Origin of the sequence: Brevundimonas sp. (genome assembly GCF_046295775.1) — a bacterium.
GTDB lineage: Bacteria > Pseudomonadota > Alphaproteobacteria > Caulobacterales > Caulobacteraceae > Brevundimonas.
On sequence record NZ_JBKBML010000016.1, the window covers coordinates 18,861 to 43,036 of the forward strand.

Sequence of the window (24,176 nt, forward strand, 5' to 3'; positions counted from 1 at the left end):
CCACTCCGCAATCAGGGTCTATACAGGTCCGCGTCGGGATCAGCGCGACCACGAATGCCCGCAGCCACGATCTGGCTGGCGATGACCGAATAGGTGATGCCGTTGCCGCCGAAGCCCATGACCGCCCAGGCGTTGTCCATCGCCGGCACGGGCGCGATCGACGGCAGGCCCGTCGCGCTCTCTCCGAAGGCGCCGGCCCAGGTGTAGTCCACCTCAAACTCCACCTCCGGCAACAGGTCGCGCAGCTTCTTGGCGATGGTCGCGCACTTGTGCTTCAGCTTGACGGGATCCTGATGCGCGGCCGGATCAGACTCGTCCTCGCCGCCGACGATCAGCCGGCCGTCGCCGCCCATGCGGAAATACAGGTACGGATCGGACGCTTCCCACACCAGGGTCTCGCGCAGCCAGGCGGGGCAGCGCAGGCGCGGCCTGGACGCCAGCGCCCAGGTCGAGATGACCTCGGCGCCGGGCGTCGGCACGCCCTTGGGAAACTCGTAGCCGCAGCAGAACACCACCTGGCGCGCCCGCACCGCATGGCCCGCGTCCGTCAGCAGGGTCACGCCCTCCGGATCGCTGGCGGCCTGCTCGACCTCGACCGGCGAATAGACCGTCGCTCCGTTCGCCTGCGCGCGGCGCAGCAGGCCGGCGGCCAGACGCGCCGGATCGCCGCTGGCCGACCCCTGGCTCAGGATCGCGCCCGTGCGTTCGATGCCGAACCGCTCGCGCACCTCGGCCTTGCCCAGGAAGGCGCTCTCCAGGCCGAGAGCCGCCCGCGCCTCGGCCTCGGCCTCCAGCGCGCGGAAGCCGTATTCGTCGCCCGCCAGATAAAGGGTCGCCTTATCGTTCAGCCCGCAGACGATCCGCTCGTCCGCCACGATCGTCTTCAGCGCATCCACGGCCGAGCGCGAGCGTCGGTAGGCCCGCCGGGCCTTCTCGGCCCCGATCCGCTCGGCGAGCGCCGTCAGCGGCAGATCGATCTCCCATTGCAGCAGCGCGGTCGAGGCGACGGTCGAGCCCATCAGGGGCGGCCGCCGGTCCAGCACGGCGACCGAATGATCCCGGCTCAGCTCATGGGCCATGAAGGCGCCGCTGATGCCCGCGCCGACGATGGCGACGTCGACGCTGACCGCCCGCTCCAGCGGCTTGACCGGCACGCCCAGCCCATGGCTGTCCGCCCACAGCGAACGGCCGGTGCGCAGATCGCGTTTCAGGGTGGCGCCGGTCATGGAATCTCCGATCAAGCGGAGCGAAAGGGCGCCAGACCGGCCGAAGTTCCCGCGTTACTCGAAGATGGCCGCGATCTCGTCCGCCGTCATCAGCCGCCACTGCCCCGGCGCCAGGTCGTCGGGCAGGACCAGCCCGCCCAGCCGCTCGCGGTGCAGGGTCTCCACATGATTGCCGACCGCAGCGAACATGCGCCGCACCTGATGATAGCGGCCCTCGGTCACCGTCAGCAGGGCCTCGGTCGGCGAGACGACCTCCAGCATCGCCGGCGACAGCGGCTTGTCCTCGCCCTCCAGCATCAGTTCGCCGGACGCGAACAGCGCACCCTCGGTCCCGCTCAGCGGCCGCGCCAGCGTCGCGCGATAGACCTTGGCGACATGGCGTCTGGGGCTGATCACCCGGTGCAGCAGGTCGCCGTCGTCGGTCAGCAGCAGCAGCCCTGTGGTCTGCTTGTCCAGCCGCCCGATGGTCGAGATCGCCGGATCGCGCGCGCGCCAGCGGTCGGGCAGGACGTCATAGACCAGCGCCCCGTCCTCCTTCCTCGAACAGGTCATGCCCAGCGGCTTGTTCAGCAGGACGACCAGGCCCGCGACCGGGTCCAGCGGCTCGCCGTCCACCAGCATCCGCGTCGGCAGATCGGGCGTCACCGGAATGCGCTGCGAGACGTCCGTCAGGTCGCGCCCATCCAGCTCCACGCCCCCGGCGCGCGCCAGCCGCCCCACCTCGGCCCGCGAGCCATAGCCCATAGACGACAGCAGCTTGTCGACGCGGGCGGTGGGCGTTTTGGATGAACTCACTTCCCCGCCTCGAACAGCTTGTAGCCGTCGGCTTCGACCACGACCCGCACCCGCTTGAAGGCGGCGTTCAACTCGGCCTCGTAGGGCAGGTGCCGGTTGGCCACCAGCCACAGCGCCCCGCCCTTGCCCAGCAGGCCGGCGGCCTTGCGGATAAAGGCCTGGCCCAGTCGCCGGTCCTCGGCCCCGCCGTCGTGGAAGGGGGGATTGGTGACGACGAAGTCCAAGTCGCCGCTCTCCTCCATCATCCGCACATCGGCCCAGTCGAAGGCCGCGCGCGGATCCTCGACATTGCGCCGGGCCGCCTCGACAGCGCGTCGGTCGATGTCGATCAAGCGCAGCGACGTCACGGCGGGCGACCGCAGCGCCACCGTCGACAGGGCGCCGAAGCCGCAGCCCAGGTCGGCGCCCGCCCCCTTCAGCGGCGGCAGGTGCGCAGCCATGACCGTTGTGCCCCGATCAATCCGGTCCCAGGCGAAGACGCCGGGCCGCGACCAGGCGTCCAGCCCCTCGACACGCTGCAGGGCGCCGGCGGCGATGGCCGCGTCCAGGCCCTCGATACGCTCGGGTCGGATCACCTGGCAGCGGCGGTGGTGCGCCTTGGCGGTCTCGCCGACCTCCAAGCCCCACGCCTTCAGCTCCTTGCCCAGACGCGAGCCGCCCTTGTCCTTGGGCGCCATGACGTCCAGCCGGCCGCCGGGCTTCAGAACGTGCAGCGCTTGGGCCAGCACGGCGCGGCGTTCCAGCGCGCCGGGGGGCGCCAGCATCGTCACGGCGTCGGCTGAGCCTTGCGCCATGTCGTCGAGCGAGGCGGAGCCGGGGATCAGGGGCGAGGTCTGCACCGCATCGCCGGGCGGGTCGAACACCGCCGGCGGGCGGCCGTAAATCAGGCTGGTCATCGCCGGCTCTGTAAACGCAAACCGCCCCGGACGCGATGCATCCGGGGCGGTCTGTTGTCGGGCGTCGCGATCAGGACGCGGGGCGCGTCATTGGCGTCATGGCCAGGCCCTTGGCCTTCTCGGCCTCGTGCTCGGCCGCCTGCAGCGGGATCAGGCCGCGATCCTGCAGATAACCGCCGCGCGCTGTGGCGCTGTCGGACATGAACTCGGCCACGAACTGCTCCAGGCCCGGCGTCACGCCGATGTGGGCCTTCTTGACGTAGATGTAGAGGCTGCGCGCCAGCGGATACGACCCGTCGGCGATGGTCTCGACCGAGGGGGCCACCCCGTCGATGGTCTCGGCCTTCACCTTGTCCATGTTCTGCTCGAGGAACGAGAAGCCGAACACGCCCAGCGAACCCGGCGTGCGCGTAAGGGTCGAGACGATGGCGTTGTCGTTCTCGCCCGCGTCGATCCAGGCGTTGTCCTCGCGCAGGGTGTGGGTGATCGTCTCGAAGCGCGTCTTGTCGGACTCGATCGCAGCGACTTGCGGCACCAGGGCGCCGCCGGGCGCCATGCCCAGCTCCAAAAAGGCGTCGCGCGTGCCCGAGGTCGGCGGCGGGCCATAGACCTGGATGCGCTGGCCGGGCAGGCCGGGGTTGACCTGGTTCCAGTTCATCGCCGGGTTGGCGACGAAGCCGCCCTGGCCCGGAACCTCCTTGGCCAGGGCCAGATACAGGTCCTGAAGACGCAGGTCGAAGCTGGCGCCGCCGCGGTCGGTGGCCACGACGATGCCGTCATAGCCGATCTTCAGCTCGATGATGTCGGTGACGCCGTTCTGCTGGCACAGGTCGAACTCCGACGCCTTCATGGGGCGCGAGGCGTTGGCGATGTCCGGCGTGCGCGGCCCCACGCCCTGGCAGAAGGCCTGGATGCCGCCGCCGGTGCCCAGGGCCTCGACGCGCGGCGCGGCCGAGCCCGAGTTCAGACGGTTGAAGTTCTCAGCCACGCGCGTGGCGAACGGGAAGACGGTCGAGGAGCCGGCCGCCCAGATGCCGGCGCGGGTCTGACCGCCGCCCGAGCCTCCGCCTGCGCCATCGCCGCACGCGGCCAGGCTGACGAGGGCGAGGGTGGAAACGGCGGCGGCGGCAAAACGGCGGACCATGATCTGCTCCCTGAAAGACTGGGGCGCTTAGACCAGAGTTTCATGACGGTTCGCTGACGCCGTCGCCGGGCGTCCGATCAGGTCCCGACCGTCTCAGGGTATTTGATCGCGCAGCCATAGGGGGTGGCGTAGGCGGTCTGGACCGGGCGTCCAGCCTTCATGTCCGCCAGCGCCGCCGCGACATAGTTGGTGGCCCCGTCCAGATCCTCGACCTTGTTGGTCGGGCGGTCGTCGATGCCGCCGACGAAGACCAGGCGGCCCTCCGGGTCGATGATGCGCATGTCGGGCGTGGTCTTGGCGTCATACAGCTTGCCCACCTCGCCCGACGGATCGAGCAGCAGATGGGTGAAGCCCGCCTCGAACCGATCCTTCCAGGCGCGGGCGTCGGCGCCCTCGACATAGCCCTGCGTCCCCGGGGAGGACGAGATGATGGTCAGCCACACCACGCCATCGGCCGTGGCCTGACGCTGCAGCGCCTGCATGGCGCCGGTGTAGTGTTTCTTCACATAGGGACAGCCGTCGTTGGTCCACTCCAGGACGACGGTCTTGCCGCGGAAGTCGGCCAGCGACCGCTGAACGCCCTCGGCGTCGACCAGGGTGAAGGCCGGCGCCATCTGCGCCTGACCCGCTTCGGCGGTCGCGGGCGTGGTTTCGGCGGCCTGGGTGGTGGCGGCCTCCTGCTGTTGGCACGCCGCCAGGGTCAGGGCGGCGGCGCTGGACAGGGCGAGGGCGCGAAGCGTGGCGCGGATGGTCATGGGTCGTTCCTCTCTTCTCTGGGTTGTCGTCAGTCGTTGGTGATGGCCTGAACCAGCAGACCGTCGGTCAGCAGTTGCGGCAGGATTTCGGGCTCGGCCCGGCCGGGGCGGTACATCAGATACAGCGGCACGCCCGAGCGTCCGTGACGCTCCAGCTCGCGGGTGATGGCGTCGTCGCGCCGCGTCCAGTCGCCGACTAGATAGGCTGCATTGGCGTCTGTCATGGCGCGAGCGACTCGGCCCGACGACAGGGCCGCGCCCTCGTTGATCTTGCAGGTGACGCACCAGTCGGCGGTGAAGTTGACCAGCACCGGCCGTCCTTCGGCCAGAGCCGCCTGAACCGCGTCGGCCGACCACGGCTGCGACGCCAGGGGACCGGCGGACGAGGCTTCGCCTGACGCCTCGGGCAGAGGCAGGCGCGCGGCGGCGACTGTCGCGCTGACGGCCGCCAGCAGGGCCAGGCCCGCAAAGACGCGCGAGATCCGGCCGCCTCCGCCTGCGGCCCTGGCCCCCTGGCTCTGGCCCCACAGCCAAAGGCCGAGCGCGACCAGCAGCCCCGCCGTGAACAGGCACGCCAGGGCGATCGGCCCGGCTTGGCGCGAGAAGACCCACACCAGCCACAAGGCCGCGCCATACATCGGAAAGGCCAGGAGCCCCTTCAGCCGGTCCATCCACGGCCCAGGCCGAGGGAAGCGCCGCAGCAGGGCAGGCGACAGGCTGACCAGCACATAGGGCAGGGCCAGACCCAGCCCCAGCATCAGGAACACCGCCAGCGCCGCCGGCCACGGCATGACCAGGGCTGCGCCCAGGGCGGCGGCCATGAAGGGCGCGGTGCAGGGCGCAGCCACCACCACCGCCAGCACCCCGGTGAAGAAGGCCCCGGCCCCGCCGGGCAGGCGCGCCAGCGGCCCTTGTCCGGCCGACTGCAGCCCCGCGCCCATGGCGAAGACGCCCGACAGGTTCAGGCCGACGCCCAGCATCAGCAGGGCCAGCACAGCCACCACCGCCGGCGACTGCAGCTGGAAGCCCCAGCCCACCGCCTCGCCTGCCGCACGTAGGGCGATCAGCGCGCCCGCCAGGACGGCGAAGGTCGCCAGCACGCCCATCAGGAACATCAACCCGTCGCGCCGCGCCTCGCCCGGCTCATGCGCCGACCCCGCAAGCGACGCCGCCTTCATCGCCAGGATCGGAAAGACGCACGGCATCAGATTCAGGATCAGCCCGCCCAGCAGGGCCAGCAGCCCCGCCTGGATCAGGCCCAGCACAGTCAGGCTCGTCGTTGAGGAAGCGGCGCCGTCATCGGCCGCCAGCGTCGCCCCGCCGGTGGTCCCAGCCAGCGGCTCGCCCGGCTCGGCCCGGATCTCCCAGGCGCCGCGATCCGTCGCCAGCACGCCTTCGACCGGGCCGCTCAGGCCCGCCGCGCGCGTGCGCCCGCCCGGCTGCATCGTCAGGGTCAGCCCCTGCGGCCCCGTCGCGCCCGGCTGATCGGCCGGATGGTCGATGACCCCGCCCTCGAAGGGGAAGAAGACGGCGCGGCCGACCGGCCCGTCCGCCAGCGGCCCGCCCGTCGCGCTCAGCGTCAGGACGCCGTCGCGGGCGGTGATCCGCGCCTCGATCCCGGCGGGACGCGGCGCCTGGGCCAGGACACGTTCGATGATCGCGCCGTGCCGCGCCGTCAGCGGCGCCTCGCCCTCGCGCACCGGCAGGTCGAGCGCCAAGGTCATCTCGTCGGGCACGCACATTTCGTCGCTGCAGACCATGAACAGCACGTCGGCGCGGATCGGCAGCACCGTCCCGGCCGCGACCGAGGCCGGAACCTCGATCGGCACGGGCAGATAGACCTCGTCGGAATAGCCGAAGTTCATCAGCGTCATCAGCCGCTGCCGCTCGGGCAGGGGCCAGACGATGGCGCCGGCTTGAAGCCCGGCCGGCAGGCTCCAGCCGATGGTGGTCGGTCCGCCGGAGTCGCCGGGATTGCGCCAATAGGTGTGCCAGCCGGGCTCGATCTTCTGGCGCACGGCCACGATCACGGTCGAGCCGGGCGTGGCCCATTGCGTCATGGGGACCAGTTCGGCCGCGATCCGTTCGGTGCGCTGCTCGCCGCCCGGCCGCGCCGTCTGGGCGGCGGCGGGCGCGGCCAGCAGGGTCAGCCAGAGCAGGACAAGGGTCAGCAGGCGCACGCGCGGCCTTTCACAGGGCTGGATCGGTCGCCGATCCTAGACGCCCCGGTCCGTCAGGGCCAATCGCCCGCGTCGCCGCAGGGTCTCAGCGGGCGGGCGCGGCCTCGACCAGCACTTCGGTGCGGCGACGCAGCGGCTCGCGCACCCCGCTCTCGGCCACCGAGCCCTCGTCCCCGCCTGCGGTCACGTCGAAGGCCGGGTTGGGCCAGCCCGCGGCGCCAAGCGCTTCCGCCACCGCTCGGGCCCGTCGCTGCGACAATGTCATATTGGCCTCCGACGCGCCGGTCGCATCCGCCAGTCCGACCACGGTCACCCGGCTGATGTCGCACCCCTGCAGCTGCGTCGCCGTCATGCCGATCGCCTCGCGCGCCGCCATGGTCAGCCGCGCCGAGCCGTCGTCGAAATAAATGTCGAACCGCTTGGCTGAACAGGCTGACGGCTCGGCCACCAGCTCCGACCGATCACGGAACACCCCTTCCGTCACAGCGCAGCCCGCCATCGCCAGAGCGCCCAGCCCCCCGACGCCCAGCCTCATTCCGATGCCCATGGCCTCACTCCCCTGTCCCAAGCCCACTCAAGCCCGCCCGCGCTGGCGCCGCAAGCCCCATCGCGCCATCCCACTGTTTCGTGAACGAAAAAAGCGGCCCGCCCAGCGAGCCGCCTTTCCGATTTCCATCAGCCGTAAAGCCTCAGGATTTCCTGTCTATCAGCGACGCTGACCGTTTTCCCAGTAACATTCAGTCTGACGGTTGTCGTAGCAGTAGTAGTAGCGGCCCTGGTTGTCGCGGTACCGCTGCTGGTTGGCGCGATCCTGGTTCGAACCGCGGATGGCGCCGGCGGCGCCGCCCACGACAGCCCCGATCGCGGCGCCGGTTCCGGCGTTGCCGCTGCCGGTGTTGTTGCCGATCACGGCGCCGGCGGCGGCCCCGATGGCGGCGCCGAGCGCGCCCTGACGGACGGCCTCGTTGTTAGTGCCGCCGTAGCCATACGGATCACTGGCGCAGGCGGCGGTCGACAGCAGGCCAATGCTGGCCACGGCGATGAGAGCCTTTTTCATAACGGAATCCTTTGTCCCTCAGGGTGTCCCCCTGGCTGCCGAAACGCCGCATCTTCAGAGCGGTTCCGACAACGGTCACGCTTATCTCTATTATGGCCAAGCTGGGAACGGCCGCGTCGGCCCGGCGTTCGGGCGAGATGTCAGACAACATCATCCAGCCGGCGCCTGCCGACTCCGACGCCCTAGTGCTGACGCCGCATGTTCAACTGCGGCGCGTCATCATGCTGGTGAATCCGCTTTCCGGGTCGGTGGGGCCAAAGGCCGCCGACGAGGCGCGCGCCATTCTCGAGGGCTATGCCTGCGACGCCGAAGTGGTGGCCCTGGAGGGCGGGCGCTTCGACCAGCAGATCGACGAGGCGCTGGCCGCCAAACCCGACGTGTTGTTCGTTCTGGCAGGCGACGGCACGGCGGGGGCGGCCGCTTCGCGCGCCGGGCCCGACGGCCCGCTGGTCGCGCCCCTGCCTGGCGGCACCATGAACATGTTGCCCAAGGCGCTATACGGCACAGCCGACTGGAAGCAGGCGCTCAAATCCGCTCTCGAAGAGGGCGAGGCGCAGGACGTCGCGGGCGGCGTGGTCGAGGACGGCGATCTGCGCGAGCCCTTTTATTGCGCCGCCATCCTGGGCTCGCCCGCCCTGTGGGCGCCGGCCCGCGAGGCGGTGCGGTCGGGCAAGCTGAAGCTGGCGATGCAGTATGCGCGACGAGCGCTGAAGCGCGCCTTCTCGGGCCGCATCCGGTATACGCTCGACGGCGGAACGCGCCGGCGAACCGAGGCTCTGGTTCTCATAAGCCCGATGATCTCCAAAGCCATGGACGGCGATGAAGGGCTAGAGGCCGCCGCCATGGACCCGACCCACGCCGCCGACGCCTTCCGCCTGGCCGCCCATGCCCTGTTCGACGATTGGCGACGGGACCCTTCGGTGCGAACCAAGCCGACCCGCATAGCGGCCGTGCGCGCCCGCTCGCGCATCCCGGCGGTGATCGACGGGGAGCCGACCCTGCTGTCCAACACCGCGCAGGTCCGCTTCACCCCCAAGGCCTTTCGCGCTCTGGCTCCCAGGCCGCCGGCGGCGGAGGACAGCGTCTGATGGGGTGCGTTCTTCAGTTCTCCGACATCCATTTCGGCTGTGAGCACAAGCACGCGGTCGCCGCCGCGATCGATTACGCCCGCGATACCCCCGCCGATCTCATGCTGGTCACCGGCGACATCACTCAGCAGGGCTTCCCCAAGGAGTTCGAGGCGGCCGGCGAATGGCTGCGCGCACTGCCCAAGCCGGTGTTCGTCACGGTCGGCAATCATGACGTGCCCTACTGGGACGTGATCGCGCGGGTGTTCCATCCCTGGAAGGCCTTTCAGGAAGCCACGGGCCATCCGGCCCACGATCACCAGTTCCTGTCCAACGCCCTGATGGTGCGCGGCGTGACCACGGCGCGCGGGTGGCAGGCGCGGCTGAACTGGTCCAAGGGCGTGATCGATCTGGACCAGACGCGGCGCGCGGCCGCCGCGCTGCGCAAGGCCCCGATCGGCGCCTTGCGAATCCTGGCCTGCCACCATCCGCTGATCGAGATGGCCGGCACGCCGATGACGGGCGACGTCAAACGCGGCGACAAGGCCGCCCTGATCTTCGCAGAGGCGGGGGTCGATCTGATCACCACCGGCCATGTGCACGTGCCGTTCGCCCTGCCGATCGACCTGGCGGACCGCTGCTCCTACGCCATTGGATGCGGGACGCTGTCGCACCGCGAGCGCGGCGAGCCGCCGAGCTTCAACCGCATTGAGTGGGACTTCCACCAGATCACGGTCACCGCAGTCGCCTGGGACGGGCAACGGTTCGCTGACCACCAGGTCTGGCGCCTGCCCCGCCGTCAGGACACGCGACACCGCGAGACGGCGCCGGACCCCAAGGCGCCGGGCCAGTTGGAAGAGGCAGCCGTCTAAGACCCGGCGACCGTCATCCGCCGGGCCGCCACTCCGCGAGTTGTCGACCGGTCGAACCGTCCTCGAACGCCAGCTTGTCGACCTGAACGGCGGCGACGCAGACCGGGCGGGCGTCGCGACCGTCGGCTCTACAACGAACTGAGCGGCCGTCCGGGAAGGCGCCTATGCGCCCCTCGATCAACACGCGCCATCCGCGCGGAGAGGGCTGCGCCGGCTGCTCGCCCTCGGCCCGGATCAGATGAGCGTAGGGCTGGCCGTCGCGCCGGCCTATGCGCGATCCCTCGACGGGCGAATAGAGCGCCAACCCGGCGGTCTGCGGCGACGAGGGCGGCACAACCAGCGGCGGCGGCGCAACGTGGGCGTCACCTTCTGCGTCCTGCACCGCCAAAAGCGCGGTTTCGATCGCGGGCGGCGGTGGCGGGCAGGTGTCCGATGACAGCCACGGCCGCGTGATCCAGACCCCGTCGGCATTGGCCCACGCCTCGGCCAGATCGGCGCCTTCGACTGGCGGCGAGGCGAGCCAGTCCGCCGGCGTCATGCGGAGTTCGATGTTCTGTCCATCTGCAGAGCGCGACCAGGAGGCGAAGCCGGGCCGGTTCGGGGTTTCGGTCGCGCCCTGACAGCCAAACGGCAGGCGCACGACGAAGCGACGGCCCGACAACATCTCGTCAGGGGCCTCGCCCGACGCATAGGCCGAGGCCGCTCGCGCGAGGGCGGCGATCATCTCGGCGCGGTTCAGGGCTGTGGTCGGCGGAGGGGGCGCTGCGGCGGGCGCTTCCGGCGCCGGCTCGGGCCGATCGCGGTCGCACTGGGCCAGGCCGGGCGCGGCCAGCAGCAGGAGCAACGTCGCGTATCTGGTCGAGATCATCCGGAACCTTCCCCCGCTTTCGGTCGCTGATGCAACTTAGCCGCCGACCTTCACCATAAGCGCGCGGCGCGGGGGAAGGGTTCAACCAGAATGAATTTCGACCAGATCGCCGCCCTTGTGGTGCTCGTCTGCGTCGTGGCGGCGATGATCCACGGCAAGCTGCGCCCCGATGTGGTGGCCTTGGCGGGGGCGGCGGTTCTTCTGATGCTGGGCGTCGTGCGTCCGGTCGAGCTTCAGGGCGCCTTCGCCAGTCCCGCTGTCATCGCCCTGGCCGGCCTGTTCGTCATCGCCTACGCCATGGAGCTGTCGGGCCTGCTGGCCTTTCTGATCCGCAAGGCCAAGGGTCTGACCAAGCTGTTCGGCCGTCACGCCATCTGGATGGTCATCGGCCTCTGCGGCTCGGTCGGCGGCTTCCTGAACAACACGCCCGTGGTGGTGCTGGCGGCGCCCGTGATCCGCGACATGGCGACGTCGCTGGGACTGTCACCGAAACGCTATCTGATCCCGCTGAGCTATGTGGTCATCATGGGCGGCCTGCTGACGCTTATCGGCACCTCGACCAATCTGCTGGTCAACGACATGGCGCGAAACGCGGGCCAGCCGACGTTCGGGCTCTTCGAGATCACCGGCGTGGGTCTGACCATGGCGGTGGTCGGCGGCCTCTATCTCTACTTCATCGGCTCGCGGATGCTTGCCGGCACCGCCGAGAAGGACGAGGCCGAGATGAAGCGCCAACGACTGGCGCGTCAAAAGCCGGCGCGCCGCTTCTGGCCCTTCAACATGTCGAACCTCGCCGATCGTCGCAGGCCGATGCCGGGCGGCTCGGGAGACGCCGTGCTGGGCGACGTCGATCTATATGAGGCCGGAGCGGAACAGCCGCTGCAGCTGAAGCGGGCGCTGCCGGCCCTGTTCGTTTTCATCGCGGTGATCGTGGTGTCGTCCATAGGGCTGGCGCCGATCGCGGCCTCGGCCTTCGCCGGCGCGGTGGCCTTGATCCTGATGCGCGTGATTTCGGCCGAGGAAGCCTATGCCGGGCTGAGACCCGAGATCCTGCTGCTGATCGCCGGCATGGTGGTGATCGGTTCTTCGCTGGAGGTGACAGGCCTGGCGCAGGCGGGCGCCGATGCGCTGATCGACGTGATCCGCCCGTACGGGCCCTGGGTGGCGCTGCTGATCTTTTACGGGGTGACGCTGTTCGCGACCGACATCCTGTCCAATGCGACGGTGGCGGTGCTGTTCACGCCCATAGCCGTGGCCATTGCGACGGCGTTGGGGGTTGATCCCCGGCCCTTTATCGTCGCGGTGATGATGGCGGCGTCCGCCGCCTTCGCCACGCCGTTCGGCTATCAGACCAATGTGCTGGTCTATCAGATGGGTAACTACAATTACCTGGACTTCGTGAAGGTCGGTCTGCCTCTGAACCTGATCACCTGGGCGACGGGCGCGGTGGCGATCCCGATCTTCTTTCCGTTTTAAACGTCCAGGTCGACGGTCACCGGCGCGTGGTCGGACGGCCGTTCCCATTCGCGCACGTCGTCGTGGATGCGGGCGGTGTCGCGCACGACGGCCGGCGTCAGACCCGGCGAGGTCCAGATGTGGTCGAGGCGCAGGCCGCGGTTGGATTTGCGGAAGTCTGCCGCGCGATAGCTCCACCAGCTGGCCAGCTTCCGCGGCTCGGGGAAACGGTCGCGCACCACGTCGGCGAAGCCGCCCGTCTCCTGCAGCCGGTTCAGGGTCTCGACCTCGATCGGGGTGTGGCTGACAATCTTGGACATGTAGCGGTGGTTCCAGACGTCGTTCTCGCCCGGCGCGATGTTGAAGTCGCCGGCCAGGACCAGCGGCGCGGACTTATCGCGCGCCGCGATCTCGGCGGTCAGCCGCTCGTAAAAGTCCATCTTGTGATCGAACTTGGGGTTCAGCTCGCGGTCCGGCGTGTCGCCGCCGGCGGGGATGTAGAAGTTCTGCAGCTCGACGCCCGCCACCCGCGCCGAGACGCAGCGCGCATGACCCAGCTTGCACACCTCAAGCGTCGTGCTGTCGTCGATCGGCAGGCGCGAGGCGATGGCCACGCCGTGCCAGCCCTTCTGACCGGCCACCCGCAGATGCGGCAGACCCATCTCCTCGAAGGCCTGACGCGGAAACTGGTCGGTGGTGCACTTGATCTCCTGCAGCAGCAGGACGTCGGGCGCGCGCTCGGCGGCAAAGCGGGCGACCTGATCGATGCGCAGGCGGACCGAGTTGATGTTCCAGGTGGCGATACGAAGCATGGAGAGGGTGTAGGGACGCCGCCGCTCCGCCTCAAGCCGCGACGCTGGCAAGAGGCGTAATCGGCCTCAAGCCGCGAGGCTCCGCGAGCCGGGCATAGGCCCCCATAAAGAACGCCCGGCGCGGGCGCCGGGCGTGGAGTTCTCTCATCGCCGCCAATGGCGACAGGACGACCGCCGCCGTCCTGTGTTCAAAGTGCCACAGGACGACGAGAAGTCAAATCGGTCAGTTGCGGCCCGGACGGCGGGTCGGGTCGCGCAGCTGGAACAGGCTGGCGGCCAGGCCGGGCGCATTGCGCAGCGTCGTCAGCTGGGTGCGAGTGCGGGCGCCTTGCGCGTCGGTGATGGTCCATTCCTGCAGACGCACGGGATTGCCGGCAAAGGCCAGGATCACCTGGCCGTCGTTCGGACGCCGACTGTCGCGCGCCGTGATGGCGTAGGCGCCGGACGCCATGCGCGTCACGCGGTCGATGCGCACGCCCTGGTCCAGCCGAACCTCGCGCGCCAGGAAGGTCGACAGCGGCGTCTGCGACAGCGGGACCTGGCGGAAGACCTCCAGGCGCGGGTCGTAGCGCATGACGTTGGAGCCGTTGGACACGACCAGCAGGCCCGCCGGATCGGTGTATTCGAACCGCATGCGGCCAGGACGCTGCAGCCAGAACTTGCCGCGCCGGACCTGGCCGCCGGGGCCGGTCTCGACAAAGTCGCCCTGAGCGGAAGTCAGGCCCTGCAGATAGGTCTGGGCTTGTTGCAGCACAGTGCGGTCGTCAGCCGACAGGTTCGATTGCGCAAAGGCCGAGGCCGGCAGGGCGGCGAAGGCGGCCAGCGCGCCGGCGCCCAGCGCGAGTTGGCGACGAGAAACAGTCATGGGGGTCCTCCCGTTCGGGATGATTGTCGATGAGGCCGGTATGAAGAGGCGATCTGTCAGGCCGATGACCCAAGCCTGACCATATTCCGGCGCTGCGATGAAGCGCCATTCATCACCGGCGGGTTCCCGCCAGTGATGTTTTTCGCCCTACCGCTTGCCGCGCGGCGACTCGCTGCATGAGGGCGCGCGCTCAAGCGGCGAGCGACCGCGTCGCGAGCATAGCGCCAAGCTTCTGCGCTCAAGCAGCGAGGCTCCGCGAGCCGAGCGTGGCGCGCGGCGCAGCCGCCTCACACCATCGGCGGCGGCCCTGCCAGCACATCGCGCTTGCCGGCATGGTTTGCGGGGCTGACCACGCCTTCCTGCTCCATGCGCTCGATCAGGGTGGCGGCCCGGTTGTAGCCGATCTGCAGGCGGCGCTGGACGTAGCTCGTCGAGGCCTTGCGGTCGCGGGTGACCACGGCCACGGCGCGGTCGTACAGATCGTCGCCCGAGCCCGAGCCGCCCTCGTCGCCAAAGGCGTTGTCGCCGTCGCCGTCCGGTTCGTCGGTGATCAGGTCCAGATAGTCCGGCTCGGCCTGGGCGCGCAGGTGTTTGCAGACTTCCTCGACCTCCTGATCCGTCACGAACGGGCCGTGCAGGCGGGTGATGCGGCCGCCGCCGGCCATGTAGAGCATGTCGCCCTGGCCCAGCAGCTGTTCGCCGCCCTGTTCGCCCAGGATGGTGCGGCTGTCGATCTTGGAGGTGACCTGGAAGCTGATCCGGGTCGGGAAGTTGGCCTTGATGGTGCCGGTGATGACGTCGACCGACGGGCGCTGGGTCGCCATGATCAGGTGGATGCCGGCGGCGCGGGCCATCTGGGCCAGACGCTGAACGGCGCCTTCCACGTCCTTGCCGGCGACCAGCATCAGGTCGGCCATCTCGTCCATCACCACGACCAGATACGGCATGGGCTCGGGCCGGATCTTCTCCGACTCGTAGACGGGGCGGCCCTGTTCGTCGAAGCCGGTCTGGACGGTGCGTTCGAAATGCTCGCCCTTGGCCTGAGCCTCGCGGGCGCGGTCGTTGTAGGAGGCGATGTTGCGCACGCCCAGCTTGGACATGCGGCGATAGCGGTCCTCCATCTCGCGCACGGTCCACTTCAGCGCGACGACGGCCTTCTTGGGGTCGGTGACGACCGGGGCCAGCAGGTGCGGAATGCCGTCATAGACCGACAGCTCCAGCATCTTGGGGTCGATCATGATGAAGCGGCACTGCTCGGGCGTCAGCTTGTACAGGATCGACAGGATCATGGCGTTGACCCCGACTGACTTGCCCGAACCGGTAGTGCCGGCGATCAGCAGGTGGGGCATGCGCGCCAGATCGGCGACATAGGGCTCGCCGCCGATGGTTTCGCCCAGCGCCAGGGGCAGCAGATGGCTCTTCTTGTCGTATTCGCCGGACGCCAGCAGGTCGCGCAGATAGACCGTCTCGCGCTTGGCGTTGGGCAGTTCGATGCCGATGGCGTTGCGGCCCTGGACCACCGAAATGCGACAGGCGCGGGCCGACATGGAGCGGGCGATATCATCGGCCAGCGCCACGACCCGGCCGTGTTTCACGCCGGGTGCCGGGGCGAGCTCGTAAAGGGTGACGACGGGGCCGGGGCGGATCTGATCGATCACGCCGCGCACGCCGAACTCCTGAAGCACGCCCTCCAGCATCTTGGCGTTGGCCTTCAGCGCCGCTTCATCGACGGCGGCGGCGCGCTGCTGGGGCTTGGACAGGATGCCCAGCGACGGCAGGTCGAACCCTTCGGAGCCCTCGAAGTCGAAGGCGACCTGATCCACGTCGGCGCGGGCGGGCTTGGGCGCCTTGACGGCGGCGACGCGCGGCTCGCTCGGGGGGCGGGCCGACGGGCGCGCGGCGGGGGCGGCGGCAGGCGCGGCGAGAGGGGCCGCAGCCGTCGCCAAGGGCGCATCCTCCCACGGCGGCAGATCGTCATCCGCGGCCGGGCCGGGTTCGACGAAGGGCTCTGGCTCGGGCGCAGGGCGCGGGCGCGCGACCTTGGCGGGCACCTCGGCGGTCGGCCGTTCGGAGGCGGTGCGCTCGGCCGGGCGCGCGGCGCGGCGAACGCCGCCGCCGGTGCGGCGCCAGGCCAAGGCCTCGCCAAAGTCGGTCAGGCGGATGCCGGCGGCGAAGCCCAGGCTCCACAGGGCCAGCGGCGCCAGAACGCCGCCGACGATCAGCCGCGCGGCGGGCAGACCGAGCGCCTCCAGACCGCGCGCGGCCTGGCCGGTGATTGCGTCGCCCCACAGCCCGCCCATGCCCGCGGCCAGGGGCCAGGCGGCCGGGGCTGCAAGCGCGGCCAGAGCCGAGGCCAGCAAAAGGGTTCCGCCCGCGGCGGCCAGCACGCGCAGCAGCGTCGGCGCCCAGCGGTGCTGAATGGAATCGCCCAGAGCCCCGCCGACGCCGAAGGCCGCCAACATCAGCACGGCCGGCCATGCGGCCAGGCCCAGGGACTGCATCGCCAGATCCGCCGCGAACGCGCCGCCGCCGCCCAGCCAGTTGGTCGCGGCCCGGCCCGAAGCCACGTTCCAGCTGGGGTCGGCCGGATTCCACGACACCAGCGCGACCAGCAGCAGCATCGCCGCCAGCGCTTGCAGGATGGCGCGGAAACGCACGGCGAAGGGCGCCTTCCACACCAGGCGGGCGCTGAACCAGGCCTGACGGCCAAGGGTGAGGGCGGCGGACATGAAAGAGCGTGCGGCTTTCAGCTGGCGAAGGTGACGACCAGCATCGGCCCGGCATGGTTAAACCGGCTTTAAGGCTTGTCGCGAAACCTCAGGGCAAGGCCAGGCGCCGGCTGACCCTCAGGAACCGCAGCGTCAGCAGGCCGCCCGAAATCAGGCTGGCGATGATGACGGCCCAGACCAGGCCGTTGACCCCGATCGAATGGGCCAGAAACCAGCCGAGCGGCGTCATGACCAGGGTGTAGGCGATGAAGTGCAGACCGGTGGGCCACCAGACGTCGCCGGCCGCGCGGTTGGCCTGGGCGGCGACGACCTGGATGGCGTCGGCCACGAAGAACAGGGTCGCCAAGGCCAGCGCCGGAGCGGCCACCGCCACCAAGGCCGGATCGCGGTTGTAGGCCTGGGTCAGCCACTGCGCCGTCGGCCAGACGAACAGGGCGATGACCAGCCCGAGAACGGTCACCACCGCTATGCCCACCAGGCCCGCGCGGCGCGCGCCGGCGGCGTCATTAGCCCCGTAGGCGCGGCCCACCAGCACCGCCGTCGCTGACGACAGGCCCATGGGCACCATGAAAACGATGGCCGAGATGTTCAGCACCACCGTCCAGGCCGAGGTCTCGATGGCGCCCAGCTGGCCGGCGATGAAGGTCATGGCCCCGAAGGCGCCGACCTCGATGAAATAGGAGCTGCCGGCGCCGTAGCCGACCTTGCGCTGCTCGCGCTCGGCCGCGACGTCGCGCTTGGGCTGGTGAAATATGCCCAGCGCCCGCGCCTCGGGCAGGCGAAGGATGTACCAGACCAGAAACACCGCCAGCGCCAGCCGCGCCCCGAAGGTCGCCCAGGCCGAGGCGAAGGCGCCGTTCATGCCAAGTCCCAGCAGGTCGGGCACCAGCACTAGGTTCAGCAGCAGGTTGACGCCATTGGCCACCCACATGGCCCACATCCCCGCCTTGGGCCGATCCAGCGCCTCCAGGAAGAACTGCGCCGCCACCGACACCAGATAGGCCGGCATCGAAAGGGCGAAGATGATCAGCGGCGCGCGCGCGCCTTCGGCCAGACCGTCGGCCAGGCCCGCCCGCTCCAGCGCCCACGGTCCGATCAGCATCAGGCCGATCATGGAGACGACGCCGATCTGCAGCGAATAGGCCACGCCGCGCCGGAACACGGCCCCGACCTCGTTGCGCCGCCCCTCGCCCAGCAGGCGGGCGGTCATGACCTGCACCCCCATCATCAGGCCGACGGCGGTGGTGACGATGATGGCCGACGGCGTCCACGCCAGGGCGTGATAGGCCAGCTCCTCGCCCGCATAGTTGCCCACCACGATGGCGTCGGTCAGACCCATGGTCATGATGCCGATGCGCGCCAGCACCACCGGCCAGGCCAGGGTCAAGAGGTCGCGCAAGGTCGTGCGGGTGGCGGTGGAAATCATGAAGTGACGAGTGGCGAGTGGCGAGGGATGGCCAGGGCAAACGGCGCCGGGTCAGCTCGAATGCGGCGCTCTATAACGGTTTTCTCGCCACTCGCCACTCGCCACTGCCTACCAGGCCCCCAGCTCCCGCAGCTCTCGCGCCAGATCGTCGGGCAGGTCCGTGGCGTCGGCGACGGTCAGATCCGGCGGCACGTCCTTGTCGAAATAGCGCCAGCCCTGAAAGGGTCGACGCGCGACCGGCGCGGTGCGCACCACCGTCGGCTCCAGGCTGATCTCGCATCGGCTGGTCTTGCCGGCCCCTATGGTGCGGATGTCGGCGATCGGCTGGCGGCACAGGATCACGCCCTTCACCACCCAGTACAGCGAGCCGCCGTCCTCGACCTCGACCGCGCGCTTGGGCGTCATGCGCGTGTGCACGATCAGCCGCTTTCCGCCGGCGGCGCGGCGCTCCAGCCATTCGACGTCGGGGACGCCGACGGCCAGCTTGATCAGGTGAAGAGGCATGGGGGATGAACGGAAACTCAATGATCGGAACTTAACAGGCGAGCCAAGACCGACGGCGTAGGGCCGGACGGTCCGGGGGTCCAGTCGTGTATGGATTGATTACCAGGCTGCGCGCGAAGCCTGGACAACGCGAGGCCCTGTCACAGCTTCTGGACGGCGGCCTGTCGCACCGCCCAGGATGCTTGAGCTACATCGTCGCCTTGGAGGCCTTGAGCCGCGACGGCGTGTGGGTCACCGAGGTGTGGATGGACGAGCCCGCCTATCGCGCGTCTCTGACCGACCTGACACTGAAGGTGTTCACGACCCGCGCCTGGCCCTTGATCGCCGGGATGGACGATCCGATCATCACCTCGCCGATCGGCGGTCTGGGACTCGTCTGAGGTTTCAGGCCGGGCAACGCGCGTTCAGCGGCGCCTTGCGAAAGGCCCAGCGCACCGTCTGCTGGCGGCCGTCGATCTCGCCCTCGATACGCGCGTTCAGGGCGTCGCCGTCGCGCTCGTAGATGATCCGCTTGGGAAAGTCGTCATCGGCCGCCTGTTCGAAGACGACGCGGCCCGGCCCGCTGGAGACGACGGGAAAAACGGTGGCGGGCGCGCCGCCGGGCTGGGCGAAATAGGCGAGCGGCGCGGTCGGCGTGTCGTCAGCCGGCGTGATGCGCGACTGCTCGAAGCCCACGCGGTCGCCGCGCACCGTGACCGTCACCCCCGCCATCAGGCCCAGACGAGGGTCGGTCCAGACCTCCGACACTTCGCGCCCGGCATCGCAGGCCAGCCAGTAGCCGCTCATCCAGTCCAGGTTCGGGCGCAGGGCGGCGTCCAGGGCGACGGCGGCGATGAGAGCGGTCAGCATGGCGGGTCTCCTTGGCAAGCCCCGCAAACTAGACCGTGGACGTCGCCGCCGGCTTGTAGGTTTGCGACGCGATGGCCAGCGCCAGCTCGATCTGATCGCGGGCCCAGTCCGTGGCGGTGCAGCCCAGGAAGCGGCGGAAGTCCCGCGCCATTTGCGGCTGGTCGAAATAGCCCGCATCCAGGCCCGCCGACAGCCACCCAGCCGCGTCCGGCCCCAGAGCCCGGTCGAAGACTCGTCGGAACCGCGCCACCGAGCGCAGCAGGCGCGGCGAGACACCCGTCCGGTCCAGGAAGCGGCGTTGCAGGGTCCGTGTCGCGGCTCCGATGCGGTTGACGTCACCCGCCTCGATCGCATCGACCTGGGCGCGGACGGCGGGATCCAGCGTCCACTCGGCCCCGACGCGCTGGGCGTCGAGCCAGTCCAGCATCAGAGCCGCTTGGGCGTCCGGTCGGCCCGGCGGCGGTTTCAGTCCGGCCAGCCGGGCGGTCATGTCCAGCCGACGGTCGGTCGCCTCGGCCAGGGGCGCGCCCAGCCAGTCCCGCGCGCCGTCCGGGCGAAAGCGGATGGCGACCAGCTCCACGGGGCCGACGGGGCGAATGGCCATGGGTCGCGTCATCTGGCCGGCGAAGACGGCGGGCGGTTGGAGCCGGAAGACGCCGTCCTCGCCCTGCTCCTCATAGGGCGCGCCCAAGTCAAGGATCAGTTCGGGACAGCCGTCCGGGGCGATGCGCTGGACCACGGTCGACGGCGCCGGCGCGGCGTAGGTCCAGGCCTTGCGCACCCAAGGCTTCAGGACGTCAGGCGGGTCGAACTCTTCGTAGCGTTCGCCCGCCGTCATGATCAGGTCAGGCCTGCGCCGCCTCGACGCGCGCTAGAACGGTCCCCTCGGCGGCCTGGTCGCCGACCGAGACGTTGACCTCGGCCACCACGCCGTCGAAGGGCGCGGTCAGGGCATGCTCCATCTTCATGGCCTCCAGCACAACGATGGGCTGGCCCCTGGTCACGGTGTCGCCCGCCTTCACCGGCGCGGCCACGATCTTGCCGGGCATGGGGGCGCGCAGGCCGCCGTCCGAAGCGGCGCCCGCGCCCGCCTGGCTGGATCGGCGGCGAATCAGCTCGACCGCCTCGCCCTGTTCGAAGACGACGATGCGGTCGGCGTCGGGCGCGATTACGCCGGCCACCTCGCCGTCGACCACCACCATGTCGGGCTCGCCATAGACGCGGGCGGGCTCGTCGCCGGCGCCCGACACGTCGAAGCTGGATTGGCGACCGTGCCAGCCCCCCTCGCCCGTCAGGGTCAGCTCATGCGCCTTGCCGGCGTGATGGACGGCGGTGCGCGCCTGGGGCGCGGCGTTCAGACGGAAGCCGAACAGGCCGGCGCGCCACGGCGACAGGCCCGTGTCGGCCACGTCGAACGCCTGGGCGTCAGCCTCCAGCCCGATCAGGCCGGCGGCGGCGGCCAGCACGGCGGGTGACGGCTGGGCCGAAGCGGTCAGGCCCGCCTCCTCCTCGCCGATGAAGCCGGTGTCCACGTCGCCCGAGACGAAGCGCGGGTGATCCAGGCAGCGGGCCAGGAAGGCGGCGTTGGTGCGCACCGGCCAGACCTCGACCTCGCGGCAGGCGACGGCCAGGCGAGCGGCGGCGGCCTCACGCGTATCGTCATGAACGATCAGCTTGGCGATCATGGGATCGTAGAACTGGCTGACCTCGCCGCCCTGTTCGACGCCGGTGTCGACGCGGATGTCGTCCGGCAGGACGAAGTGATCCAGCCGGCCGATCGACGGCAGGAAGCCGTTGGCCGGATCCTCGGCGTAGAGGCGGGCCTCCATGGCCCAGCCGTTGATCGGGATGTCGGCCTGCTTGAGCGGGATCGGCTCGCCGGCGGCGACGCGCAGCTGCCATTCGACCAGATCGACGCCGGTGATGGCCTCGGTCACCGGATGCTCGACCTGAAGCCGGGTGTTCATCTCCATGAACCAGATGCGGTCGGCCTTCAGGCCGTCCGAGGCGTCGGCGATGAATTCGATGGTGCCGGCGCCGACGTAGTTCACGGCCTGGGCGGCGCGGACGGCGGCGGCGGTGACGGCGTTGCGGGTGGCCTGGTCCATGCCGGGCGCGGGGGCCTCTTCGATCACCTTCTGGTGACGGCGCTGCAGCGAGCAGTCGCGCTCATGCAGGTGGACGACCGTGCCGTGGCTGTCGCCGAAGACCTGCACCTCGATATGGCGCGGGCGGGTGATGTAGCTTTCGATCAGCACGCGCGGATCGCCGAACGACGACTGGCCCTCGCGCTGGGCCGACGCCAGGGCGCCGGCGAAGTCCTCGGCCTTTTCGACCAGACGCATGCCCTTGCCGCCGCCGCCGGCGACGGCCTTGATCAGCACCGGATAGCCGATGCGGGCCGCCTCGGCGCTCAGCGTCTCCAGCGACTGATCCTCGCCCTGATAGCCGGGCGTGACGGGCACGCCCGCCTCGATCATCCGCTTCTTGGCCGCGTCTTTCAGGCCCATGGCGCGGATCGAGGACGGATGCGGGCCGATCCACACGATGCCGGCGGCCATCACCGCCTCGGCGAAATCGGCGTTCTCGCTCAGGAAGCCATAGCCGGGATGGATGGCCTCGGCCCCGGTCGCCTTGGCGGCGGCCAGCACCTTGTCGGCGTCCAGATAGCTTTCGCGCGCGGGCGCCGGCCCTATCAGCACCGCCTCGTCGGCCTCGCGCACATGCAGGGCGCGGGCATCGGCTTCGGAGTGGACGGCGATGGTGCGCAGGCCCAGGCGGCGGGCGGTGCGGAACACGCGACAGGCGATTTCGCCGCGATTGGCGACCAGGACGGACTTGAACATCCGTCCTCTCTAGCCGCGCCGCGCGCGTCTGTCAGGTCAGGCGGTCGGCCTTTCGCAGGTCGGGGAACAGCCTGGCCCAGACGCCGACCGAGGCCAGGGCGCCGACGCCGCCAAACACCGCCGCGCCGATCGGCCCCAGGAAGCGCACCGCCACGCCGGAATAGGCCTCGCCCAGTTCGTTGGACGCGCCGATGAACAGCATGGAGACCGACGACACCCGGCCGCGCATATGGTCGGGCGTGGCCAGCTGAATCAGGGTCTGGCGGATGTTGACGCTGATCATGTCGGCCGCCCCGCCGACGAACAGCACCAGACCGGACAGCCACACGCTCTTGGACAGGCCGAAGGTCAGGGTGCACAGGCCGAAGACGGCGACGGCCATGAACATCCAGCGCCCACCGTGCTTCACTATAGGGAAGCGGCTCAGATAGACCGCCATCAGCAGGGCCCCGACCCCGAACGACGCCCTCAGCAGGCCGAAGCCGACCGCGCCGACATGCAGGATGTCGCGCGCGAAGATCGGCGTCAGCAGGGCGACGCCCGCCAGCAGCACGACAATCAGGTCGAGCGAGATGGCGCCCAGCACGATCTTGGTCTTCCAGACATAGCCCAGCCCCTCGCGCACCTGGGCGACGGCCGAGATGCGCTCTCCGGTCAGCTTGGGCCGGCCGCTGGTCCGGATCAGCAGCAGGCAGGCGATGCCGATGAAGAACATGGCCAGAGACGTGGCGTAGGCGAAGGGCACCGACAGGCCCACGATCACACCGCCCAGCGCCGGGCCCGCGATGGCGCCCGTCTGGAACGCGATCGACTGGGCCGCGATGGCCGGCGGCAGGGCGCGACGGCCCACGACCATCGGCAGGAAGGCCTGGCTGGCTGGGGCAAGGAAGGCGCGCGCCGCGCCGAACACGGCGGCGACGATCAGCAGCCCCCACAGCGGCGGATCGCCATGCAGCGCCATCATCAGAAAGGCCAGAGCGCACATCGATTCCACGAAGACCGAGATGGTCACCGTGTGCTTGCGGTCGCGCCGGTCCGCCATGGCGCCGGCCGGAAGCGTGAAGGCCAGGAGCGGCAGGAACTGACACAGGCCGACCAGGCCCAGATACAGGCTGGCCTGCTCGATCGGATGATCGCGCCGTGCGATCTCATAGACCTGCCACAGCAGGGCGGATGACTGAATCTGGATGCCCAGCACCGCGACCATGCGGCCAAGCCACAAGAGCTTGAAGTCCCGGATGCCCCAGGGACTGGCCGGCCCTTCGGGCGGCGGGGGCGACTGAACCGGTTCGGTCGTCTCGATCGTCTCGCTCACGTGCGGCGCGCCTGATCGGGATATGGAGCGCCATCCCGGTGGAAATAGCGATCGGCGCCCTCGGGCAGGACCATGTCGATGTCGGGATAGTCGCAGGCGTCGGCGACCGGCGAGCGCGTGCCCACCTCCAGCAGAACCGCGTCCTGGGCGGACCGGTTCTCGATCTTGTGCCCGTTGGGGACGCCCGCCTTGAAGCCGGCGCAGTCGCCGGCGCGCAGCACCGTTTCGCCGTCATCCTCGACCAGAACCACCTCGCCTTCCAGCACCCAGACGAACTCGTCTTCCGAGGCGTGCCAGTGACGCTGGCTGGACCAGGCGCCGGGCGGCAGGATCAGGCGGTTGACGCCGAACTGGGTCAGTCCCGCCGCATCGCCCAGCCGCCAGCGGCGGCGCGCCTTGCAGGGCCCGGCGTGTTCCTCGGGATAGGCGGTTCCGTGGCCCGTGGGGGCTGTGTCGAGGTCGATACGGGGCATGGCGCTTCTCGCGGTCGCGAGATGCTCCTAAAGCATGGTCTC

At 70.0% G+C, this 24,176-nt stretch carries 23 protein-coding genes; 4 read left to right on the forward strand and 19 right to left on the reverse strand.

The genetic code is table 11. From position 1 onward, the window contains the following. Nucleotides 1-11 precede the first annotated feature (11 nt). From ACK4I0_RS10355 to ACK4I0_RS10390, 8 genes are all read right to left on the reverse strand, one after another. The gene (locus ACK4I0_RS10355; RefSeq protein WP_409610639.1) at nucleotides 12-1,226 is read right to left on the reverse strand and encodes an NAD(P)/FAD-dependent oxidoreductase; all 1,215 of its coding nucleotides are present in this window, start codon (nucleotides 1,224-1,226) and stop codon (nucleotides 12-14) included. A 54-nt stretch (nucleotides 1,227-1,280) separates the two neighbouring features. Further along, nucleotides 1,281-2,021 carry a pseudouridine synthase gene (locus ACK4I0_RS10360; RefSeq protein WP_409610641.1) on the reverse strand — a complete coding sequence of 247 codons (741 nt, stop codon included), beginning with the start codon at nucleotides 2,019-2,021 and terminating at the stop codon, nucleotides 1,281-1,283. Next, nucleotides 2,018-2,917, reverse strand: a complete 900-nt coding sequence (locus tag ACK4I0_RS10365) for a class I SAM-dependent methyltransferase (RefSeq protein ID WP_409610643.1) — start codon at nucleotides 2,915-2,917, stop codon at nucleotides 2,018-2,020. The genes ACK4I0_RS10360 and ACK4I0_RS10365 overlap by 4 nt, the downstream gene beginning before the upstream one ends. 70 nt (nucleotides 2,918-2,987) lie before the next feature. Further along, the gene (locus ACK4I0_RS10370; RefSeq protein WP_409610645.1) at nucleotides 2,988-4,061 is read right to left on the reverse strand and encodes a substrate-binding domain-containing protein; all 1,074 of its coding nucleotides are present in this window, start codon (nucleotides 4,059-4,061) and stop codon (nucleotides 2,988-2,990) included. Between the two features lie 77 nt (nucleotides 4,062-4,138). After that, the gene (locus ACK4I0_RS10375) at nucleotides 4,139-4,816 is read right to left on the reverse strand and encodes a redoxin domain-containing protein (protein ID WP_409610647.1); all 678 of its coding nucleotides are present in this window, start codon (nucleotides 4,814-4,816) and stop codon (nucleotides 4,139-4,141) included. A gap of 29 nt (nucleotides 4,817-4,845) precedes the next feature. Further along, nucleotides 4,846-6,996: a protein-disulfide reductase DsbD family protein gene (locus tag ACK4I0_RS10380; RefSeq protein WP_409610649.1), complete on the reverse strand. Its 2,151-nt coding sequence runs from the start codon at nucleotides 6,994-6,996 to the stop codon at nucleotides 4,846-4,848. Between the two features lie 85 nt (nucleotides 6,997-7,081). Beyond that, complete coding sequence (locus tag ACK4I0_RS10385) at nucleotides 7,082-7,543, reverse strand: OmpA family protein (protein WP_409610651.1); 462 nt, start codon at nucleotides 7,541-7,543, stop codon at nucleotides 7,082-7,084. 159 nt (nucleotides 7,544-7,702) lie between these two features. After that, nucleotides 7,703-8,053 carry a YMGG-like glycine zipper-containing protein gene (locus tag ACK4I0_RS10390; protein ID WP_409610653.1) on the reverse strand — a complete coding sequence of 117 codons (351 nt, stop codon included), beginning with the start codon at nucleotides 8,051-8,053 and terminating at the stop codon, nucleotides 7,703-7,705. Nucleotides 8,054-8,190: 137 nt separating this feature from the next. On the opposite strand from ACK4I0_RS10390, the gene ACK4I0_RS10395 reads away from it, so the two are divergent. Further along, on the forward strand, nucleotides 8,191-9,141 hold the full coding sequence (locus ACK4I0_RS10395) for a diacylglycerol/lipid kinase family protein (protein WP_409610655.1): 951 nt from the start codon (nucleotides 8,191-8,193) through the stop codon (nucleotides 9,139-9,141). Continuing rightward, nucleotides 9,141-9,992, forward strand: coding sequence for a metallophosphoesterase family protein (locus ACK4I0_RS10400; protein ID WP_409610657.1), 852 nt, complete (start codon nucleotides 9,141-9,143; stop codon nucleotides 9,990-9,992). Before ACK4I0_RS10395 ends, ACK4I0_RS10400 begins: the two co-directional genes overlap by 1 nt. Nucleotides 9,993-10,005: 13 nt before the next feature. On the opposite strand, the gene ACK4I0_RS10405 is transcribed toward ACK4I0_RS10400, so the two are convergent. After that, nucleotides 10,006-10,860 (reverse strand): hypothetical protein, encoded by an 855-nt coding sequence (locus ACK4I0_RS10405; RefSeq protein ID WP_409610659.1) that lies wholly within the window; start codon nucleotides 10,858-10,860, stop codon nucleotides 10,006-10,008. A gap of 90 nt (nucleotides 10,861-10,950) precedes the next feature. Here ACK4I0_RS10405 and ACK4I0_RS10410 point away from each other — a divergent pair, with 90 nt between their 5' ends. After that, nucleotides 10,951-12,336 carry an SLC13 family permease gene (locus tag ACK4I0_RS10410; RefSeq protein ID WP_409610661.1) on the forward strand — a complete coding sequence of 462 codons (1,386 nt, stop codon included), beginning with the start codon at nucleotides 10,951-10,953 and terminating at the stop codon, nucleotides 12,334-12,336. Here the strand turns inward: ACK4I0_RS10410 and ACK4I0_RS10415 are convergent. The 5 genes from ACK4I0_RS10415 to ACK4I0_RS10435 all read right to left on the reverse strand — a co-directional run bounded on the left by ACK4I0_RS10415 (nucleotide 12,333) and on the right by ACK4I0_RS10435 (nucleotide 18,651). After that, nucleotides 12,333-13,127 carry an exodeoxyribonuclease III gene (locus tag ACK4I0_RS10415; RefSeq protein ID WP_409610663.1) on the reverse strand — a complete coding sequence of 265 codons (795 nt, stop codon included), beginning with the start codon at nucleotides 13,125-13,127 and terminating at the stop codon, nucleotides 12,333-12,335. The two genes, ACK4I0_RS10410 and ACK4I0_RS10415, sit on opposite strands and share 4 nt — an antisense overlap. A gap of 223 nt (nucleotides 13,128-13,350) precedes the next feature. Further along, nucleotides 13,351-13,992 carry a LolA family protein gene (locus ACK4I0_RS10420; RefSeq protein ID WP_409610665.1) on the reverse strand — a complete coding sequence of 214 codons (642 nt, stop codon included), beginning with the start codon at nucleotides 13,990-13,992 and terminating at the stop codon, nucleotides 13,351-13,353. A gap of 287 nt (nucleotides 13,993-14,279) precedes the next feature. Further along, on the reverse strand, nucleotides 14,280-16,721 hold the full coding sequence (locus ACK4I0_RS10425; protein WP_409610667.1) for a DNA translocase FtsK 4TM domain-containing protein: 2,442 nt from the start codon (nucleotides 16,719-16,721) through the stop codon (nucleotides 14,280-14,282). 88 nt (nucleotides 16,722-16,809) lie between these two features. Next, nucleotides 16,810-18,147 carry an MATE family efflux transporter gene (locus tag ACK4I0_RS10430; protein WP_409610669.1) on the reverse strand — a complete coding sequence of 446 codons (1,338 nt, stop codon included), beginning with the start codon at nucleotides 18,145-18,147 and terminating at the stop codon, nucleotides 16,810-16,812. Between the two features lie 108 nt (nucleotides 18,148-18,255). Next, nucleotides 18,256-18,651 (reverse strand): DUF1489 family protein, encoded by a 396-nt coding sequence (locus ACK4I0_RS10435; protein ID WP_409610671.1) that lies wholly within the window; start codon nucleotides 18,649-18,651, stop codon nucleotides 18,256-18,258. 86 nt (nucleotides 18,652-18,737) lie between these two features. Here ACK4I0_RS10435 and ACK4I0_RS10440 point away from each other — a divergent pair, with 86 nt between their 5' ends. Then, nucleotides 18,738-19,031, forward strand: coding sequence for an antibiotic biosynthesis monooxygenase family protein (locus tag ACK4I0_RS10440; protein ID WP_409610673.1), 294 nt, complete (start codon nucleotides 18,738-18,740; stop codon nucleotides 19,029-19,031). Between the two features lie 4 nt (nucleotides 19,032-19,035). Here ACK4I0_RS10440 and ACK4I0_RS10445 read toward each other — a convergent pair whose 3' ends face one another. Genes ACK4I0_RS10445 through ACK4I0_RS10465 form a run of 5 tightly spaced genes read right to left on the reverse strand, consistent with a single transcriptional unit; the run spans nucleotide 19,036 to nucleotide 24,134 of the window. Beyond that, nucleotides 19,036-19,500, reverse strand: a complete 465-nt coding sequence (locus ACK4I0_RS10445; RefSeq protein ID WP_409610675.1) for a DUF6265 family protein — start codon at nucleotides 19,498-19,500, stop codon at nucleotides 19,036-19,038. Between the two features lie 28 nt (nucleotides 19,501-19,528). Next, nucleotides 19,529-20,338: a DUF6597 domain-containing transcriptional factor gene (locus ACK4I0_RS10450; protein ID WP_409610677.1), complete on the reverse strand. Its 810-nt coding sequence runs from the start codon at nucleotides 20,336-20,338 to the stop codon at nucleotides 19,529-19,531. A gap of 7 nt (nucleotides 20,339-20,345) precedes the next feature. Further along, complete coding sequence (locus ACK4I0_RS10455; RefSeq protein ID WP_409610679.1) at nucleotides 20,346-22,346, reverse strand: acetyl/propionyl/methylcrotonyl-CoA carboxylase subunit alpha; 2,001 nt, start codon at nucleotides 22,344-22,346, stop codon at nucleotides 20,346-20,348. A gap of 31 nt (nucleotides 22,347-22,377) precedes the next feature. Then, nucleotides 22,378-23,661 carry an MFS transporter gene (locus tag ACK4I0_RS10460; protein WP_409610681.1) on the reverse strand — a complete coding sequence of 428 codons (1,284 nt, stop codon included), beginning with the start codon at nucleotides 23,659-23,661 and terminating at the stop codon, nucleotides 22,378-22,380. Continuing rightward, nucleotides 23,658-24,134 (reverse strand): cupin domain-containing protein, encoded by a 477-nt coding sequence (locus tag ACK4I0_RS10465; protein WP_409610683.1) that lies wholly within the window; start codon nucleotides 24,132-24,134, stop codon nucleotides 23,658-23,660. The genes ACK4I0_RS10460 and ACK4I0_RS10465 overlap by 4 nt, the downstream gene beginning before the upstream one ends. Nucleotides 24,135-24,176: the final 42 nt, after the last annotated feature.

Coding starts and splice junctions, on each gene's coding strand:
- ACK4I0_RS10355 (WP_409610639.1), bottom strand. CDS start 1,226: ATGACCGGCGCCACCCTGAAACGCGATCTGCGCACCGGCCGTTCGCTG.
- ACK4I0_RS10365 (WP_409610643.1), bottom strand. CDS start 2,917: ATGACCAGCCTGATTTACGGCCGCCCGCCGGCGGTGTTCGACCCGCCC.
- ACK4I0_RS10370 (WP_409610645.1), bottom strand. CDS start 4,061: ATGGTCCGCCGTTTTGCCGCCGCCGCCGTTTCCACCCTCGCCCTCGTC.
- ACK4I0_RS10375 (WP_409610647.1), bottom strand. CDS start 4,816: ATGACCATCCGCGCCACGCTTCGCGCCCTCGCCCTGTCCAGCGCCGCC.
- ACK4I0_RS10385 (WP_409610651.1), bottom strand. CDS start 7,543: ATGGGCATCGGAATGAGGCTGGGCGTCGGGGGGCTGGGCGCTCTGGCG.
- ACK4I0_RS10390 (WP_409610653.1), bottom strand. CDS start 8,053: ATGAAAAAGGCTCTCATCGCCGTGGCCAGCATTGGCCTGCTGTCGACC.
- ACK4I0_RS10395 (WP_409610655.1), top strand. CDS start 8,191: ATGTCAGACAACATCATCCAGCCGGCGCCTGCCGACTCCGACGCCCTA.
- ACK4I0_RS10400 (WP_409610657.1), top strand. CDS start 9,141: ATGGGGTGCGTTCTTCAGTTCTCCGACATCCATTTCGGCTGTGAGCAC.
- ACK4I0_RS10405 (WP_409610659.1), bottom strand. CDS start 10,860: ATGATCTCGACCAGATACGCGACGTTGCTCCTGCTGCTGGCCGCGCCC.
- ACK4I0_RS10410 (WP_409610661.1), top strand. CDS start 10,951: ATGAATTTCGACCAGATCGCCGCCCTTGTGGTGCTCGTCTGCGTCGTG.
- ACK4I0_RS10415 (WP_409610663.1), bottom strand. CDS start 13,127: ATGCTTCGTATCGCCACCTGGAACATCAACTCGGTCCGCCTGCGCATC.
- ACK4I0_RS10420 (WP_409610665.1), bottom strand. CDS start 13,992: ATGACTGTTTCTCGTCGCCAACTCGCGCTGGGCGCCGGCGCGCTGGCC.
- ACK4I0_RS10425 (WP_409610667.1), bottom strand. CDS start 16,721: ATGTCCGCCGCCCTCACCCTTGGCCGTCAGGCCTGGTTCAGCGCCCGC.
- ACK4I0_RS10430 (WP_409610669.1), bottom strand. CDS start 18,147: ATGATTTCCACCGCCACCCGCACGACCTTGCGCGACCTCTTGACCCTG.
- ACK4I0_RS10435 (WP_409610671.1), bottom strand. CDS start 18,651: ATGCCTCTTCACCTGATCAAGCTGGCCGTCGGCGTCCCCGACGTCGAA.
- ACK4I0_RS10445 (WP_409610675.1), bottom strand. CDS start 19,500: ATGCTGACCGCTCTCATCGCCGCCGTCGCCCTGGACGCCGCCCTGCGC.
- ACK4I0_RS10450 (WP_409610677.1), bottom strand. CDS start 20,338: ATGACGGCGGGCGAACGCTACGAAGAGTTCGACCCGCCTGACGTCCTG.
- ACK4I0_RS10455 (WP_409610679.1), bottom strand. CDS start 22,346: ATGTTCAAGTCCGTCCTGGTCGCCAATCGCGGCGAAATCGCCTGTCGC.
- ACK4I0_RS10465 (WP_409610683.1), bottom strand. CDS start 24,134: ATGCCCCGTATCGACCTCGACACAGCCCCCACGGGCCACGGAACCGCC.